This window comes from Aporhodopirellula aestuarii, from assembly GCF_023701485.1.
GTDB classification, from domain to species: domain Bacteria; phylum Planctomycetota; class Planctomycetia; order Pirellulales; family Pirellulaceae; genus Rhodopirellula; species Rhodopirellula aestuarii.
In genome coordinates, this window is sequence record NZ_JAMQBK010000097.1 from 63,243 (window position 1) to 81,649 (window position 18,407).

Genomic DNA, 18,407 nt, shown 5'->3' on the forward strand with positions numbered 1-18,407 from the left:
ATCTAAGGTTGTTGGTTCGGTTTGGAAACGGCATTCAATAACAAGGCCCAGTCTTGCTCGGGCTCGGCCGGTGGTTGACCGATTTCAATTGATTGTCCGCCTACGACTTCAATCGGGTTTCCTTCAAATTGGCCACTGCGTGGGCTAAACCAACGAGCATGAAAACGACCGGTCGCCTCGCTCAAGTCGGTCCGCCCTGTCTCGGTGGCGACTGGAAAGTAGATCGCGTAAATCTCACCTGGTTTCCGAAACACCTGAGCGCCTAGTTGAAACGACCTGCCCGATCCCAGGCCCACTTCAAGCATCGCTTCGTCATCGACGAGTTCGTCTGCCGGTTGCATTTCCCAGAACGGGAGGTGATCTTCCATGAACGTCCGAGCGATCCGCAGGGACTTCCATAGCTCGGTCTGCTGAGGTGTCTTGAAGGATTCGGTGCCCAGCAAGTCTTCGAGGATGAATTCGATCTGCCCGCCCGACATCAGCGTCGGCCAAATCTTCTGTTTGCGATGGAGTACCGGGCGATCGAATGGCTTCCAAGACTCTTTCTGCCCAACATCCAGCACAAATTCGTCCATCGAAATTGGCAGCGGCCGGCCCGCGTTGGTTGTCGCTTCGCGAAAGTCTTCGGCCAGGGTGTCAATCCTTCGCTGGTTCAATTGAACCGACGTCAAACTGAATCTCGGATCACCAAATGTGAACTTCAGGGCCGCCAGCGGGTCGTGCGCCGAGTGAACGGAGATAGGGTGGTCGTAGGGATCGACCGCCTGCACATAGTCGGCAAACGATCGAATTCGGTCGGCTCCGAAATCGAAGCCGACATTGTATTCCTCGCAAAGATTCCAGCTTAGAGCATTGTGGTGACCAAATCGAGCGATCATTTCTCGATAGTACAGTTTCCGCTCAATACCCAACTCACCGTCATCGAGTTCCTTCTTATTGGCGACTTCCGCTTCGTTGAAGACAAAGTGCAAGTTGATCCCTTGTCGCTGAGCGTGCGCGAAGACGGTTCCCCACTGACGCAGTTTGCTTAGATCGAAGTGCCGGTTGTCATCCTGCTGGCTGCCCTTGCGTGCTGGTTTTCCCGACCACGGCCACACATCATCGCCGTCACCACCAACGTTCATCGTCAGGAAGTAAATGCTGTTGACATGTTGTTCGGCGAGACTGTTCAAAACGCCGATGATGGCTTTGCCACTGCCGTCATTCCAGTCGGGATCCCCCTCACGCCAATCGGAAACATGATCGGTGTAGCTGTGACTCGCGGGCGTGTTATCGAAGCCTTCATAGGCAAGGAAGTTCTCGGGACTGTCGGCTCCGCCGCGAATCCAATACGGACCATCGCGGAATTTTAAGTAGTGACCGCCAACGTATTCCAAACGACCCCACTTGAGGAATCCAAACGCACTCGGATCGCGCAGAGCGACCACAAACGAACCCTTGTCGCCATCGAATGCGACAGCCGTGCCGGCATCCGCTTCCAATGACACTGCTACACTTTTTCCGGATCGAAACGAGGCTTGATAAGTCCACTCGCCGCCTTCATCGGGCGCGAACATTACTTGCCAAACATTGCCGTTGGCACCACCTTGGCCGTCGCCGTCGAAGTAACCGGCAACGTCGTAGGTTTGTCCCGAAGGACCTTTGAACTCGACTTGCAACCGGTAGTCGAGAAATGGATTAGGCTCACTGTCGGTTTCTGAAGCGGTCGGTCCATCGAAGCAAATCGACATCGGGTGCCACGTGATCGGATCTCCCTGGATGGAATCGTCTCCAAAGAGCGGGTTTACCGAAGGGGAAATGGCGAGAAAAGCCGTAAGGATGGCGAAACATTTCCATACCTGCATGATGATTGTTCTGGTTTGGGTTGTGACTTGTGTCCACGTTGGGCGTGCGGATGTCGTCGACAACGCCCTAGCAGGAAAGATCCACATGACCGTGGTCGTCGCCAAGATACTTCCGACGTAAATCGACAAACGGTCGTTGTCTCGCATCCTTGGTAACGTCGTAATCTATAACTAAAGTTTTAAGCCGTACGTTCAGCACTCGCGCTATACCGTTGTCGCTTCTTATCAATTCAAAGCTGCGGTGGGAGCGTACCGCAGGCAAACCCTACGCAGGGTACTAACCATAAATTTGCCGCGAATAGGCGATTCTCACACCCCCGGGGACATTTTCCTCCAGCTTGTATGAGAATGGACTCCCACCCCGCTAGACTACTGATTTTGAAAGGCCAATTCTCGTTGCTTGATGGCCCAGTGCATCGCAGCGGTAAAACTTGCCGGTGCTGGGAGTGATGAATCACGCTGGTTTACCATCGGCCGCTTGTCCAAGTACTCAATTTCGCCTGCCGTAAACTTTCTTGATAGGAGCATCCCAATAGATCCGCGATCCTTTGGTCGTGGCTTCGGCGAATCGACTTGGCGCAGATTGATCCGTCATGTCGGCTTCCAAATTGATCGCATCGAGGCTACGGTGTTTACTTCACGCGGTTATCGGTACCATTGAGCTCATTCAGTGCTCGATTCATCACGCGCACCCGGTACTTCCCTTCGGCCGTGAAGCCCTTTTGATACACAAGGCCATCCTTCATCTGCTTGATAACCGGTCTTGCCATTTCATCCATCTCATCAAGCGCAATCGCTGCATGAAGTCGTTCCCACTGAGCTCCTGTCGTCAGTTCGTTGATAAGAACCGGAATCGCTTTCTCCGGTTGGCTGAGGCGGCAAAGCCCACGGGCCGCAGCCGTTCTGACCGTGGATGTAGGGTCATTCAAGAGAACATTTAAAACCTCAATCACCTGTGCGTTATCTTGCAGGTCCTCACCGATATTGCCCAACCCGGTCGCTCCCCAGTAACGGACCGAGCTGTCACGGTCTTTGGCTGCTTGAAGAAGTGCCGGTGCAGCGTTGATTCCTTCCGAGGCATCGACGGCTGCGGAAGCGATCCGCTGCATAACGGATTCAGATCCCGGCTGTCGCAAGACGTCATATTCGCTGCCGAACTTTTTGGCTTTATCTCTGAGAATCGGCTCGGGAATTAGTCCGGTGTCCTTGCTTCGCTTCACCCAGTCGATGTGTTCTGCACGAAGTTCATCGAGCACCTCTTTAAACCGAGGCTGCCCCGCCAGATTGGTGATATTGTGCGGGTCTGCCACGTAATCATACAGCTCTTCGACCGGCTTGGTCGGGCTGAAGTAGTACTCCGCAGCGGGAGGGAGTTTCCCCGCCTGGTGAAGCGATCTCAGCTCCTTCATGGTTGCGCCGTTTTCAGGCGAATTCATGTACTGGTAAAAGGTTTTTAGAGGCTCGTAGTTGCGGATATACAGGAAGCGGTCATTGCGCACCGAACGAATGATGTCGTATCGCTCGTCCATGCGGTCTCTGGCGCCGTGAACGTATTTTCGCGGGGCCGTAACCTGTTCTCCGAGAAACGCCCGGCCCTGGATGTGTTCAGGAATTTCCACTCCAGCTAGGTTCAGTACGGTCGGCGCGAAATCGATGGAACTAACCAGTTCGTCATTTCTAGACCCGGGTTTCAGATCAGATACGTTGCTGAATTTTTGCGGAATACGAATCACGAGCGGAATGTGCGTGCCCGAATCGTAGAGCCAGCGTTTGGAACGCGGCAGCCCCACGCCGTGATCGGACCAAATCATGATGATCGTATCTTCATAAAGGCCAGCGTCCTTGATCTCCTGTATCTTCGCAGCACACCAGTCATCGAAAGCGGAAATCAGTTCATAGTTGCGTTTCCAGTCTTCGCGTACTGTGGGCGTGTCCGGAAAATAGGGCGGGATCTCCAGGCGATCGGCATCCTGTCTTTTTTCGGCAGAGAGTCCCGCAGTCGTACTCAAATATTTGTCTGTGTTGGCGATGCCGGATTCATGACAGCCTGTGTAATTGAACACGGCAAAGAAGGGTTTGTTTTTGTCTGTTCTGTTTCGCCAATGGGCTTTCCCTGAACTAACATCCCAAGTCTCTGCCGGCGTTTTGAATTGGTAGTCTTCCTTACTACAATTCGTGCAATAGTAGCCTGCTGTTCTCAAATAGGTCGGGAAGGGACGAACGCTGTCCGGAAGCGTTGCCGTGCAACGCATATGCTGTGTTCCCAACGTCGTCTGGTACATGCCCGTAATGATGCCGCTGCGACAGGGTGCACAAACCCCGGCGGTTGTGAAAACCTTCGTGTAGACAATCCCTTCCCGGGCGATTTTATCGATCGCTGGAGTTCTGGCATGTCGGTCACCATAGCATCCAAAGTGAGCACTGATGTCTTCGGCAGATAGCCAAAGAATATTGGGTCTTCGCTCCTGGGCTGTGGCTGAAGAACAGACCACAAGAAGAAGTACAGCGATCGCTACATATTTATGTTTCATGCTTCAACTTTTTTTCTAAGAACGTGTTCTAAGTTACCCGACCGACGGGACGAGTGTTCTTCGTGAGTTCGGCGGCCCGTTTCTTAAGTTTTTTCGTCAGACGCTCAACGACTTCCGGGTGCTCTTCGGCCACGTTGGATGCTTCCGCAACATCCTCTTTCAAATTGAACAGCCAGGGACCATCGTCGGGAATTTGTTTGGTGCGTTCCGGATTTGAACTTAAATGTTGTTGAGGCCATTGGCGTTTGATTATGAGAACGCTTCGTAAAGTTTATCGAGCGAGGTGCATCCAATGCCACCACGTGTACGGACGAGCGGCGTCTGGCGAATTCCGAAACGACGCTTCGATCGGGAACTGTGCAATTGCAGATGCATCCTCGGAGAAGTGAATCGCAAATATCGCAGCGAGAATGCTAAAAATTTCATCATGGAATGGTCTACGATAGTTCAATGGGTTCGGAGTCTGCCGTCTCCAGCAATCCCTCGTTTTGTTCGGGCTCGCTTGAACGATTCGGCGTCAGGTGGGAGCGGAAAATCTCTCAGCAGACGTGGCGGTCCGCTAAGTGATTGGTCATCGCCAACTTGTTCCATTCGCTTGGTGACCAATACTCGCAGCTCCGCCAACTTCTCGGTGTACTCGGGCAACTCCGCAAGGTTATTCTGCTCGAACGGATCTTCGTCGATTTTATAAAGCTCTTCAGCCGGGCTGCTGTGATAGTCACGCAAGAACGCGGTGGCGGCTGGATCGGTCTTGCCTGCTTCGAGGTAGGATTTCCAGTGCATCCCACCGTGCGTCGGAGCACCTGGCTTGTGTGGTCCGGACGTCCCGAGGACATCGGTGTGAGTTGTGAACGCGAATTCGGGATGCAGATTCAAGATGTATTTGAAATTTCCAACGCGAACCGAGCGGATCGGATAGACGTTCATCCCCTTATCGCCCTTGTGTGTGGCGAAGATCCTGTCGCGATGATGATCGGATTTTCCCACGAGGACGTCCGCAAATGATTTGCCATCGATATCCGGGGGCGGATCGCCACCGGCGAGATCGATCATCGTGGGAAGCAAATCGATCCAACTGACCATCGCGTTGGTGGTCGTGCCGGGTTTGATTTTCCCCGGCCAGGCGACGATCATCGGCGTCCGAATACCGGTTTCGTACAGCGACCATTTCGCGAACGGCCAGGCGAATCCATGGTCGGACGTGTACATGACCAGCGTGTTGTCTGGATTCAAGTACTTCGTGATCAGTTTCCTGGTTTCGCCAACCCGACGGTCGATCCGTTCGGCCGCTTCGACGTAGCGTGACATTTCCGCCCGTGCTTCCGGCGTGTCGTAGATGCGAGGCGGAATCACGACGTCGGCCGGTTTGATGCGAGCTTCTTCCAGAGGTGGCCATACGGTGTGTGTGTCCGTCCAACCCAGGAACAGCGCCAGTGGCGGAGCATCTTTCGGGCGGTCACGTAAAAACGCTTCGACGCTCGTCAATGTGCGTATCGGTCGACGTTCGGCTTGGTCGAGTCGCTTCACTTCATCGGGAACATAGGCCCCGTGATGCAATAGCCGACCATGCCCGACTTTGCCATGAAACGCGATTTCATAGCCCTGGTCGATCAGCGTCGGCAACAACGATTCAACGCCAGCTTTGAGTTCAAATTCGTGATTACCGACGATGCCGTTGTTGTAGGGCATCCGTCCTGTAAACAAAGCTGCACGACTGGGCGCACACGCGGGCGATGCCACATAGGCGTTGTCGAACCGCATGCCGTCGGCGGAGAGTTGCTGTAGGTTAGGCGTCTGGAACTCGGGCGTCCCATAAACCGACGAATGATAGACGCCATGATCATCCGCGATCGTGATCACGAAGTCTGGCGGTTTCGCGACGCAGAGGGTCGCCTGGATCATCAATCCGAAGATCGACAGAGTTCGGAACGATCGTCGATGATTAGTTGAATTCATAGTGCTCAGTTGATGTCGATTGCAGATTCTGGATTGTGAGTCGTTACAGGACGTTCACGAGAGCATTTTAAAAAAATGATTGGTGGTGCGAGCCAGTAGTGGTGGCTTCTAACCGCCATCGGTCGTGGATTGGCGTCTAGAAGCCACCACTACATGCAATTGCTCTAAGTGAATTTGGCGGGCATCATGGTTGCCGCGACGCGGCTGGCGTTGATTGAAAGTAGTGGTCGTACCAACCGAGCTCCTCGTTGTTCAGAGGCTTCGTAGGCAATCCAACGGGTTGCAGTTGGTGGGTCCATTGCAGTAGTTCCGATTTCAGCTGCGCAGCGTGCTGAGGATGCTGGACCGCGAGGTTGCGTTGCTCTTCTTTGTCGTCGCGAATGTTAAACAGCAGCTCCCGACCGTCTCCGGTGACAATCAACTTCCAGTCACCGTTACGCACGGCACTCTGACTCCAAAACCTCCAAAACAGACTGCGGTCGGGGGCAGCTGTCTGGTTGCCGGAAAGCCAAGGAATCAAATTCACTCCGTCGAGCTTCTCGGTCGATTCGACTTCGACACCAGCTGCCGCAACTGCGGAGACGGTCATGTCCAGGCTGATCACAGGTTCATTGATTGTTTTTCCTTTAAGCAACCGAGCGGGCCATGACCAGATCATTGGAACTCGAATGCCGCCCTCGGCGACCATTCCCTTTTCGCCCGTCAGCGGATCGTTGAGTGAACCATCCCAACCAGGGCCTCCACCGGGCGCGTCCAGCTTGTGAATCTTGAGTGGAGCACCATTGTCACTGGTGAAAATCACGAGCGTGTTGTCGGCAATTCCTTTCTCACGCAACAGCTGCATGATGCGTCCAACGCCTTCATCGACGGCGTTGATCATCGCCAGCCCCGTTCGTCGTCGCTCTGGCATTTCGCCAGGAAATCGGCTCAGGTACTTTTCGGTCGCTTCCAACGGGACGTGCGGGGCATAGTGCGCCAGGTAGAGAAAAAACGGTTTGTCGGCGTTTCTTTCAATGAACGCCAACCCAGCTTCCGTCTGAACATCAACGCGGAAACGCGGGTCATCAACCCACTCGCCTTCACGATTCAAATCGCTGCTGTCGAGCGCGTAGTTGCACCAATACCGATTCATTTCGCCCTTGAAGAACTCGTCAAATCCTCGTGCCTGCGGCCAGTAAGGTCGGGACAGGTCTTGCCGCACCGCGACTCGATTCTTTTTGATTCCATCTGGCTGATGCTTTCTCGCCCATTCCACGCAGACGGGGTTCGGCTCAAGGTGCCATTTGCCAACCATTCCAGTTTTGTATCCTGCGCTGCTTAAACGCTGAGCAATCGTTGTTTCATTCAACGGAAGTGGACCATCTGGAATGTGATCGAAACCGAAACGCTGCTGATATCGTCCGGTGACCAATCCGGCGCGTGACGGAGAACATTGCGGTGCCGTAATGTAGGCATCGGTGAACAACACACCTTGCTGTGACAAAGCATCGAGATGCGGTGTCTTGACGTCAGTCAGATGCTCGTGTGCTCCTAAGTCACCATATCCCCAGTCGTCGGCGAAGATAAAAATGACATTGGTTTTGCTATGCTTGTCCGCCATCAGGGAGGCGGGCGAAAGTAGCGAGAGAGCTAGTACCAAGATTCGCGTTGTTGTCATGTGTCGTTATCGCGGGCAGATGTTCGTTGACGCCGGTGTGGGCTCCGCATTCTCAATAGAGTTTTGAGTGGGGGAGTCTGAATCAGATCTAAGGACGGAAGGGAAATCGGTGATCCTAATTCGCCGTGTTAATGTGAGGCTTGATGTTGTCGGGAATCAGGTCAAACCTGGGATCATCATTGATAGTTCGAATTGCGCGATTCACGCCCAGGTATTTGCGACGCAAATCAACAAACGGACGTCTCCGCGACTCTTTGGTCGGTTCGTAAGCTGGATTGATTGCCGGCGTGTATTTGACGTCGACGTTTGCGTCGATCCAATCGTTCAGTTCGATGAACAATTCGCGGGCCTTGTCGGGCATTACCGCTGACAGTTCCTTTTTCTCGTGTGGATCGTCAACAATGTTGTAGAGGCGAATCGCACCCGACCAATCGAAGATCAATTTCCAATCTCCACTTCGGATGGCGGAGGAAGGAGCTGACGGCAATCCGTCTTCGGGATTCTTGACGATCACATTCAGCGGGTAGTGCTGAAAGAAGGTGTCGCGAGGATATTCGCCGTTGGCGTTGGACGGATCGTCAAGCAATGGTGCAATACTGCGTCCGTCGATGCCGTCCGGCGTGGTGTATTGGGAAGCATCGTAGCCGGCCAATTCCAAGACCGTCGGAAAGATATCGTTGCAGTCGACTGGCACGTTGCTCCAACGATCTCCGTCGATACGGCCTTTCCAACGAATCACCAACGGCACTCGGATACCACCTTCGAAATGGGTCCCCTTGCCTCCTTTGAAGGGAGCGTTGTTGGTCGCGAGCGGATCGGTGTACATCACGCCTCCGTTGTCACTCATAAAGACAATCAGCGTGTTTTCATCGAGACCGGTTTCTTCGAGCGTATCGAGAATTCGGCCGACCGAAACATCCAAACGTTTCAGCATCGCCGCGTACACAGCATTGTCATGTCCATTCCAACCACGCGTCGATTTCTGTTCAAAGTACGCAACATCGTCGGCTCTTCCTTGAAACGGCGTGTGCACGGCGAAGTGACAAAAGTGCAGGAAGAACGGCTTGTTGTCGGTTCCCTTCACGCCAGCCTTGCGTTGCAAGTACTGAATCGCATGCTCGGTCAATTCATCAGTCAAATATTCCTGCCCCAAGTCACCGCCTGATTTTCCGCGCAGCAGCTTTTCTTGAGGAGTCTTTGGGTGCAGTTTGTTCCCACTGTCCCAGATTCCACGCCAATTGAAGTACGGTGATCCGCCTTCATCGAGATACGAGATTTCTTCAAAGCCCTGGTCGGACGGTTGCCAGCCCTCCGATCCATGTCCGCCCAGGTGCCACTTGCCAATGAAGGCAGAATCGTGGTCGGGCATCGCTTCGGCGAGAGTTGTTTCGTTCTGTCCATCGTCAGCAGGGTGCCCCGACGCCAGGGCATCACGAGTGGTGCCGTTGAGCAATGCTTGTTCGATGTCAATCTTGTCCTGCCACACCAGCGCGTCTTGAGCAACATATCCTGAGGGTGGCACAATTGCCTGGTTGTAGAACGTTTTGACGTTTCCGCCGACCGCGGTTGTGAATCCCGTCCGTGCGGCGTACTTGCCCGTCAACAGACTCGCCCGCGCCGGTGAACACAGGTGGCAGGCGTAGGCTTGTGAGAACGCGAGACCTTCTTTTGTCAGTCGGTCCAAGTTGGGTGTTTCGTAGTACATCTGCGAAGCTTTCGCATCCGTGAACTTCGACGCGTAGACGTTGATGTCAACGATGCCAAGATCGTCCGCGAGAATCACGATCACGTTCGGTTTCCGGGGTTCCTCTGCGTTCGACGAGTCCACATAAACGGATACAAGAACGAAAGATAACAGCAGTGTCGTAAAAAGTGGTTTCATGTTTCAGGTGATGAGGGAGGAATGTGCAGTCTCTTCTAAACTTGACGCACAAGTTTCGTGGTTACGTTGTTCGCGGTGCCGGCCGTGACTGAAAGCGAAACCTCAACCCGCGTAAGCGTGGTTTTTGATAACGTTCATTTCCTCGCTTAGACTTCGGGCATACTAAACACTCCATCGAGAGCCGAAGGCTGCTGGACAAACGGGGAAAGAAGGTCGGCTCCCATCGTACATGGATAGTGGACCGTCATCATGCTCGCTCGCGGTGGATTGCAAACGGGCAGCTAACAATGCCTCCGGTAAAAATTGTCTCCCTGTCAGCACGGCGATCAGTATTGGGAGTCTTGGCTTGACGATATTCACCGAGACAACCACTCCGATCATTGAGGTCGTCAATGGGAATTGACAACACGTTTGGAGTCTCGGCGTTGACCGTGCCTCCAGAGCCGAGGCAGAGACAAAACAGCGAAGCGAATAATCGGTTCAACGTGACAACCATGGCAGGAGTTTTGTCTTGAGGGCAGGAACTGGTGATGAAGCACGCTTCATAGCGAGAGTTTGACAAGCTGAGACTGCTCGGTCGAGTATTTCGCCCAGAGCGCATCCAACCGCTGCGCAATCTCAGCCTTGTCACCGACGACTAGCCAGTAGCGATACCGAAAGGTTGAATCACGCCCCAATTTGACGCGGTCGATCGGTGCGACGTGCATGCAAGGGCCGCCCATAGGATCGTTACTGAGGCCGCCGCCGTGGGGACCAAAATTCCAACTCGCACCGGAAGTCGGAGAAAAAACCGCGACTCCCTGGCCGGAGCGTTCGAACATTGCCATGGACTTGCGTGGCGGAGTTGTTTGGCCCCATGGTGGACCGGGCCGCTGGTGCTCCGCCCGCCACTTGCCTCCACCTAGATAGCTTTGCACCGCGTCGAAGTTGCGAGTGAAGTAGCAAGCAGGGATTTCTTGAGGGCTGTTCGTTGCCTCGCCCCACGGATCGCCATCGCGGCGCATCGATTGAATTTCGCATCGAACACAGACGACGCCGGGCATGTTTGCCTCAAACGTCGTCCACTGACGCATCACGGCCTCCGCCTCTTCGTCGGGCATGTCCCAAAGCTTCGGAACTGTTTCCGAGTACAGAGTGTTTTCTGTCTTTTTAAACACAGTCACACGTGCCCATGTTCCTGTGCTGCCATCCACCCCCACACCGCCGCCCTGGATTGGATTCCATGACCAAGGACTCCAAGACTCATTCTGCCCTTCGGACGATCGGTCAAGTCGTCGACCGCCGTAATAGGATTGCTGGATCAATCGTCCTGGGTCAGCGATGTTAACCAAATTCTGCGGATAGGCATCCGATGACAACCACGTGATCGCGCCGCCTTTGTCGCGATCAATGCCAACCTTGACCGACCCATTGTCGATCGTCAGCAAGTCAGCAGCAGGCAGTGCACTCGCGCTCAACATCCAGCCAATGATCGCAAACATCACCAGGCGCATCTTAAAACTCATTCGATTCATCGTCATAAAAGTCCTTGTTATTTCTGCTGGATTTCGATTCTTTACATTTCGATTTTTGGGGCACGCCGTACGGGTTGAGCGACGATCAATCATTTGATGGCTGCGATTTCGAGGACCGACTTGTTGTTGCGACGTTCCAACGCCGTTCGTTCTGCCAAGCGGCGAAGGCGAACAGAGGCGACAGAACAGATGCCAAAGGCAACTCGCATATTTGTCGCTGCGTTCACCAGCGTCTTCTGTCTGATCATCGTGATGCGGTTACTCACTTGTTTTTGTTTTTCGTTTCTCGCTTCGACTTTGATCGCCACACAAGTTCCCTCTCGTCACCGTTGCCGGTTCTGCGGAGGTAGGACTCTTCGGGATCGTCAAGCCGCCGGTACTGTGGATCACCGGTGGCATCCGTAAAACGTTTTTCGGGCACCTCGGCATACCAGTCTTCCCACTGTTTTCGCAGCCGAGCAGCAATCTCGGGATGCTGAGAACTCACATCGGTAAGCTCCGTTCGGTCGTTGGAGAGATTGAAGAGCTGCCAAGGATGATCCCAGTCCGTGGTCAGCTTCCATTGGCCACTGACGATTGCTCGGTTGTGAAAGAGATGGAAATACAACGCTTCGTGCGATTCACGCCGATCACCCGTCAACAAGGGTCGCAGACTCTTACCTGGCAATGCCGAAAGTTTCTTGCCTTTAAACGTCGTCGGGAGCTCTAAATCCCCGACATCAACAAGCGTCGCCATCAGGTCGATGATGTGGGACGGTTCATCGGTGATGCTGCCGGGATGCTTCACGGCGGCCGGCCACGAGGCGATGCAGGATGTCACAACGCCGCCATTACCCATCTCGACCTTGTGACTATGAAACGGCGTGTTGCTCGCGTTCGCCCAACCGAGCCCCACCCAATAGCCATCTTTGCCGGCGCCGGATGGACCGAGAAGCGCGTCCGGTGTTTGTTCGGCGATCGTGACGTCGGAAGCGCTGCCTCCATTGTCACTAAGAAAAACGACCAGCGTGTTTTCTTCGTCGCCAGTTTCGCGAATCTTGGCGACCACGCGCCCAATGGCCTGGTCCATCCGATCGACCATGGCCGCGTAAATCGCCATGCGAGTCGCTTCGTACTCGCGCTCGTCCTCACGCATTGAGTCCCACGCGGGGACGCTGGCTTCACGTGGAGAAAGTTTCCATTGTTCTTGCGTGACGCCTGACGCGATCTGTTTTTGATAACGCGCTTCGCGGATTTTGTCCCATCCGACACCGTACTTGTCGCGGTACTTTTCGATGTCCTCGGTCAAGGCATGCAGCGGCGAATGCGGTGCATTGAACGCCAAATACATAAAGAACGGTGTGTCAGGGTTTTGTTTGTGGTGTTCGTCGATGAAACGAATCGCATAGTCCGCATTCGCGTCGGTCATGTAGAACTTTTCGTTCGGCTTTTCCTTGAAGGGCTTATCATCGAGTCGCTTAGAAGCGTTGCATTGGAAGTAATGGCTCCCGCCGCTTAGGTGACCGAAATAGCGATCGAAGCCGCGATCAACGGGGTTTCCGTCAAGGTGCCACTTGCCGACCGCGAACGTTGCGTAACCTGCGGACTTCATCACCTCGCCCATCGTGGGTCCGCGCCGGACGCCGAAGCCAGCGTCTTGCCAATATTGCCCACTCATTAGGCTGGCCCGCGTCGGTTCACACTTGGCCGCGTTGTTGAACTGAGTAAACCGAACTCCTTTCTCGGCGAGCTGATCCAGATTCGGCGTTTCAATTTCACTGCCGTAACAGCCGAGGTCAGAATACCCCATGTCGTCGGCAAGAATATATACAACATTTGGGCCGTCTGTCGCATCGGCGAGCGATGTCATCGCCAAGATAGAAAGCGCAATGAGGAGCGTTCGATTTCGCATGTCAGTTCAATGGTCCGGTTGGAATTGTCGTTGCTGTGGTGAGTGTCAGGAAAATCAGTCTCTCAGGAACTCGTAGCCGTACTTCGCACCCAGATCTACCAGGAAGTGTCTGAGGATCTGAAACTAGGTTGCAGCTTTCTAGCTTGGGTAGTCTCAAGGATTATTCGGTCTTAGAAAAATGATGTCCTTCCGTCTTAACTTCATGGCATCGACACTGGTTTGAAGGCTATTGTGCATTGTTGCCAGTCTCATAAATCGCAGCGATCTCCCGTTCGGTGAGGGCGCGTTTGGCGATCAAGACTTCATCAATGACTCCATAGAACCGATAATCAACATTGCTATGAGGTCGTTCAGTTGGCACGCTCAAATTGCCAAGCTCCATGCACTGGAGCAGCAAAGGTTCAGGGCGTGCGAGGGGCGTCGTGTGAATCGGAAGTCCATTATGATAGTGGACGACCATTTTGTTGATCGTGTCGTAAGTCACAGCCAAACACGACCATCGTCCCCAATCACTTTTTTTTGCAACTGAAGGAGGCGCAATGTACGAATCCCACTGATGCGACTCCGCAATTCGCCCTTCGAAGGCGAGGTTAAGAGTGGGTCGACCATGAGTTTCGAGAGTCCACCGGCACATTTTAGCCGGGGCATCCGCATGACGAGCGATCGCTTCATGAAGCTCATGGCCTGGCATTGATCCGTTGAGAATCCAACGGCCCGGATGTTCCGACAGCAGCAAGGCTGTACGTTGCCCCATCAGCGCATCCACTCTCGCCCAGATCAAAAACGTAATGCTGTCATGCTTCCCTGGGACCTTGAATAGCATGCGATCGTTGCGATCTCGATAGTGAAGGCCTGTTTTGCTAGGCCAGCGTCCTTCGCCCCATGTCGCGCCCATGATCGCCCCGGACGATCCAACGGACTTCGACTTAGCTCGATTCAGTACTTCGATGTCACCGTCCTGTTGATCCTCGAACGTGTAGTGAACCAATACCGACGGATCGAGCGAAAGCTTTGCTGCGTTTAACTTCCAGGTGTCATACCGCTGCTGCGATTTCGACGCACGTTCGTTTTGAAGGTCCTGATATCCGGGAAACTGCTTCTTCGCATATTCGACCGGGCTCAACTTCTTCGAATCAAGCCGAACAGCCAATTCTTCGGTCAGTTCAACTGGATCGGATTGCGGGTTTTGCCGAATCGCGATCTTGCCCTCAAACACGTGTACCTCGGGTCTCTGGTTTGGTACGACGCGCATCCCAAACGAGGTACCGAGATCGACGACTTCACTTTCGCCGGTGAGCAAGCGAAAGCCGCGTCCCAATTCCCCGACAAAGCAGGTCGCTTCGCCAGATCGAAGCAAGGCCTCGGACGAAGACCGTAGTTGAATTTCCGCAGGCCCACGTACAATCAGTCGAGCACCACCAAAAAAATCGACTTGGATCATCCCGGAATCAAAGCGGAGCCAACCTGGTCGTAGCGGCGTCCCCACCGCACGCGTCGCTTCGGCCTTCCATGCCACATTGGCTGTGTTACTGAGCACACCTACGAAATTTGCTCTCGCTGGCGAATCGATCTGCAAACCCGGTTCGTTAATTCGGGCATCCGAATTTGCCGCCACCGCAGAGAGGCGTCCGTCATTCGCCGGCCGTTGGGTATGCAGTGCGGTCGCGATCATGATCGACGCAGCAACCGAAGCTACCACGGCGAGTAGGACAATTTGCTTCCTGTCTCGCCGGCGGCCTGTCGTCTCACCGGAGTTTACCCGCGTGACTGAACCAGTGATGGACCATCGTCGCGGCCATGCAAGACTCGCATGCATTCTAATTGCATCACAATACAGTCGCTGAAACTCGGCATTTTCGTCCATGGCCGACTCCATCGCAGAGCCTTCTTCGGCACTCAACGTGTTATCGAGTAGAGACCCTAGCTGGACAGCGCCACTTTCGAGCAAAAGGTAACCCGAAGCGTCAGCGAGGGAAGGAGTTACGAAGAATCCCTCGCTTACGCTTCGGGTTACCAATGCATTGTTCGCAAACAACGCGCCCACAACACTTTAGATGCCTATTGAACGATTGAAGTGGCGCTGTCCTGCTAGTAGCCGACGAAATTGTTCTTCATTCATATTCATGGGCTCCCAAAGTGCGACCGATGCATTCTTCGAGAATCCGTCGAATTCGATTCAGCGATGTCGAAATGGAAGCAGCGGGACGGCCGAGCTGCATGGCCATTTTCGCGACGGACCCCTGAGGCCCATAACGCAGATCCACCAACATCCGTTGGCGATCCGTCAATCTCTCATAACACACGCGGAGCGCGCTTCGAGTAAGTTCGTCTTCATGGTGGGATTGAGCGTACTCAGCAATGCGGGAGATAAACTCGATACTAAACACATGCCTGTCTCGTGAATGATCGCGATAACGTGCCAACACTTCATTGCGAATCACACCGCATGCCCACGGCAAGAATTCGCGGTTCGCCTCAAACTTATCTGCATTCTCAAGCAATTTGCAATTGGCTTCTTGAAGCACTTCATACGCCGCATCCAAACTGGGGAGCAGTGTCAGTGCGTATGCAAACAGACGAGGCTGAGCAAGTACCAGATGCTTAACAACCGGCGATCGGCTGCTATCATCTTCCGGCAACTGCTCAGACACTCGTCGTGACAATTCCTCGCTCATATGTGGATCAATCGTACAAATCCACTAGGTTTGCTGAGAACGCAATCGCTACAGCCCCTCTTTAATAACTTCTTTGCTAGCCCGAGTCCCTAACGACCCCCAAAGGCCATAGGGGCTTTGGGAACCCGGAGGTGGATTGCCGCCGAGTTGAACCGTAGCGCTTGCCTGATTTCCGGCTTCGATCGAATCCGTAACAAACTTTACTGCGCCATCGGACATCAGCACGTGGCACCCGCCTTGGTGACGGCTGCTTGGTGGCAAGTTACCCACATTGATGTGATTGACCTGCAGGCAAATTTCATCGTTCGGTGGCGAGATGGTGGTGATTCCCGTGAAGTACGGTCGCCCCAAGGCCCACTGATAGCCGCGTCGTTGTTCGGCAGTGCCGTAGAACGCAATATTTGTGGGTAAAGTCGCCTGCCAGAAACTCGGCCGTGCTGGGTCTCGCCCTGGATCGCACTTCTGAACATCATTCCATATGGAAGGCCCGCTACTCCGGTTGACTGCCCTCGTACGGACGTCATTATCGCCGAGATCTGTCAGGATCTCACCGGCACAGATCGTGTTGGCCAGGCCGTCAAGAATATCGCGAAATCCCATTTTCTGGCGAGCGACAAAGACGCCGCGACATGAAGCTCGGACATCCTCTTCGTTACCGTTGCTTTTGCCCGCACTATTCAGCGGCCCGTCGTGGGTATTCTTCACCGCATCGCCGATACAGCATGCGTAATTCGTTCGCCCTTGAGATGGAATTCCCACCCCTGGGTCCGAAGGGCATCGCAGCGAAGGGATGTTTGTCAACCAAGGCTCATAACGGGCAGTTCCATGGGCGGTCAGGGTTCGCCGGGGATTGGGTCCCATCGCCGGAAAGGTATTTCCGCTGATCGGATCGACAAGCGGGTTACTAATCTGTTCCCACAACGCCTGTGCTTCAAAGAAGGGGGTCAGGCCGACGAGCCAACTCAGTTCCAGCTCATTGCTCGCCTTGGGTACGTCCGATGCATTGTTGTTTGCTTGCGATACACCATGAAAGTCATAGGTGCCTCCGGCTTGCATCGGCAATTGATTATAGGCGGCATGATAGTTGTGAATGGAAAGACCAATTTGCTTGAAATTGTTACTGCAGCTCATCCGCCGAGCGGCTTCACGAGCCGCTTGAACGGCCGGCAACAGCAAGCCGACCAACACGCCAATAATGGCAATCACCACCAGCAGTTCTACCAATGTAAAACCGCGAACGCACTTGGGATTCTTCATATCCAATCACTCCAAAGAAAAATAGAAAACAGCGAGCATCGACAACGAGCTCGCACAATCGGACACACCAATGCTAAGCCGTTTCAGCACAGCGTTTGAAAATATGATGTCGAGTCTCGGGAGCGGCTATTCGCCAGTCCCATCATCAGATTCGTCGATTTCATCAAGCCCAGCATCCACATTGGGATTTGCTTCGATGTAGGCTGCGATGTCATCCTGCGCAGTGCCTTCTGTACCCGGCTGAGAATTACCGCAACCGCTGCAGGCAACCAATAAACAAACACACAAAATAGTTCTCATTGAGTCATCCTTTTAAAAAACGTGTAAATCATTGCCACATGCATTAAGCACCCATTCCAAACACACTAGCAACGCACATCTCGGGGTTGGTTTAATAGCGCTTTCGCGTGGATCCGGTCGTTAATCAAGACTTAACGGTCCGCATATCGAGTATCCGGTCGATTAATAAATCTAAACACTCTATCTCTGAAGAAACTTGAATCATTCTCCAACCCGTTAACAACACATGTTTGAATCAAACGCAACGCAACGGCGTTAGTTGCATCAGGGTCCTCATGCGAACACTTCGGATCGCTGAGCTTCCATGAAGATTGAATCACACCAATTTCGTTCGTCGTTGGTACGCTCACACAATGCGTAATAGGCACTCCCGTTTCGAGGGCAGTGAGGAGCATCCGAAATCGAACTTATTCGCTCGCCGTTGACTTCCGGCGAGTCGAATTTCGTCGATTCTTTCGCGGGGGCGTTGAATCGATACCAAGAGAAAGCTCGTCTCGCGTTTGAGCGGGCTCCAATCCTTCCAAATAGAAGTCGTAGTAGTTCATCCAGGTCGGTGCCATTGGAGCGGTCGCCAATCCCGGTGGGTCGAGCGTTTGAGACCACTGTGTGAGATTGCGCCGCAATCGATCAGCAACCTCTGGGTATTCTTTTAAAAGATTATGCTTCTCTTCGATGTCCGTCTTGAGGTTATAGAGATATTCGCGTTCTCCCCCACGCAGTAATTTCCAATCACCTTCGCGAATCGCGGCTTGAGCGATCCACCGCCACGTCAATGTGTCGTGAGGTGCGGCCTTATTGTCACCGCTCAAAAATGGAATCAAGTTGACGCCGTCTAGATCGCCGGGCTTGGTGTCAAGATTTGCCAATGACGCCGCGGTCGCTGCGTAACCGTCCACCAGC

At 53.6% G+C, this 18,407-nt stretch carries 11 protein-coding genes and 1 pseudogene; all 12 read right to left on the reverse strand.

Annotated elements, in window-relative coordinates; translation table 11 throughout:
* Positions 1 to 2 precede the first annotated feature (2 nt).
* Complete coding sequence (locus tag NB063_RS29405; RefSeq protein ID WP_250932862.1) at positions 3 to 1,991, reverse strand: DUF5060 domain-containing protein; 1,989 nt, start codon at positions 1,989 to 1,991, stop codon at positions 3 to 5.
* 485 nt (positions 1,992 to 2,476) lie between these two features.
* Positions 2,477 to 4,375: a sulfatase-like hydrolase/transferase gene (locus tag NB063_RS29410; protein WP_250932865.1), complete on the reverse strand. Its 1,899-nt coding sequence runs from the start codon at positions 4,373 to 4,375 to the stop codon at positions 2,477 to 2,479.
* 447 nt (positions 4,376 to 4,822) lie between these two features.
* Positions 4,823 to 6,331, reverse strand: coding sequence for a sulfatase family protein (locus tag NB063_RS29415; protein ID WP_250932867.1), 1,509 nt, complete (start codon positions 6,329 to 6,331; stop codon positions 4,823 to 4,825).
* A gap of 184 nt (positions 6,332 to 6,515) precedes the next feature.
* Positions 6,516 to 7,988: a sulfatase-like hydrolase/transferase gene (locus tag NB063_RS29420; RefSeq protein WP_250932869.1), complete on the reverse strand. Its 1,473-nt coding sequence runs from the start codon at positions 7,986 to 7,988 to the stop codon at positions 6,516 to 6,518.
* A gap of 115 nt (positions 7,989 to 8,103) precedes the next feature.
* The gene (locus tag NB063_RS29425; RefSeq protein WP_250932871.1) at positions 8,104 to 9,870 is read right to left on the reverse strand and encodes a sulfatase; all 1,767 of its coding nucleotides are present in this window, start codon (positions 9,868 to 9,870) and stop codon (positions 8,104 to 8,106) included.
* Between the two features lie 542 nt (positions 9,871 to 10,412).
* Positions 10,413 to 11,375, reverse strand: coding sequence for a hypothetical protein (locus tag NB063_RS29430; protein WP_250932873.1), 963 nt, complete (start codon positions 11,373 to 11,375; stop codon positions 10,413 to 10,415).
* A 271-nt stretch (positions 11,376 to 11,646) separates the two neighbouring features.
* Positions 11,647 to 13,275, reverse strand: coding sequence for an arylsulfatase (locus NB063_RS29435; protein ID WP_250932875.1), 1,629 nt, complete (start codon positions 13,273 to 13,275; stop codon positions 11,647 to 11,649).
* A gap of 226 nt (positions 13,276 to 13,501) precedes the next feature.
* Complete coding sequence (locus NB063_RS29440) at positions 13,502 to 15,175, reverse strand: LamG domain-containing protein (RefSeq protein WP_250932877.1); 1,674 nt, start codon at positions 15,173 to 15,175, stop codon at positions 13,502 to 13,504.
* Between the two features lie 211 nt (positions 15,176 to 15,386).
* Complete coding sequence (locus tag NB063_RS29445; protein WP_250932879.1) at positions 15,387 to 15,950, reverse strand: sigma-70 family RNA polymerase sigma factor; 564 nt, start codon at positions 15,948 to 15,950, stop codon at positions 15,387 to 15,389.
* A gap of 48 nt (positions 15,951 to 15,998) precedes the next feature.
* Positions 15,999 to 17,207 (reverse strand): DUF1559 domain-containing protein, encoded by a 1,209-nt coding sequence (locus NB063_RS29450; protein WP_250932881.1) that lies wholly within the window; start codon positions 17,205 to 17,207, stop codon positions 15,999 to 16,001.
* A 126-nt stretch (positions 17,208 to 17,333) separates the two neighbouring features.
* Positions 17,334 to 17,507, reverse strand: coding sequence for a hypothetical protein (locus NB063_RS29455; RefSeq protein WP_250932883.1), 174 nt, complete (start codon positions 17,505 to 17,507; stop codon positions 17,334 to 17,336).
* Between the two features lie 407 nt (positions 17,508 to 17,914).
* A pseudogene (locus tag NB063_RS29460) lies at positions 17,915 to 18,407 on the reverse strand (sulfatase family protein); the annotation flags it as partial.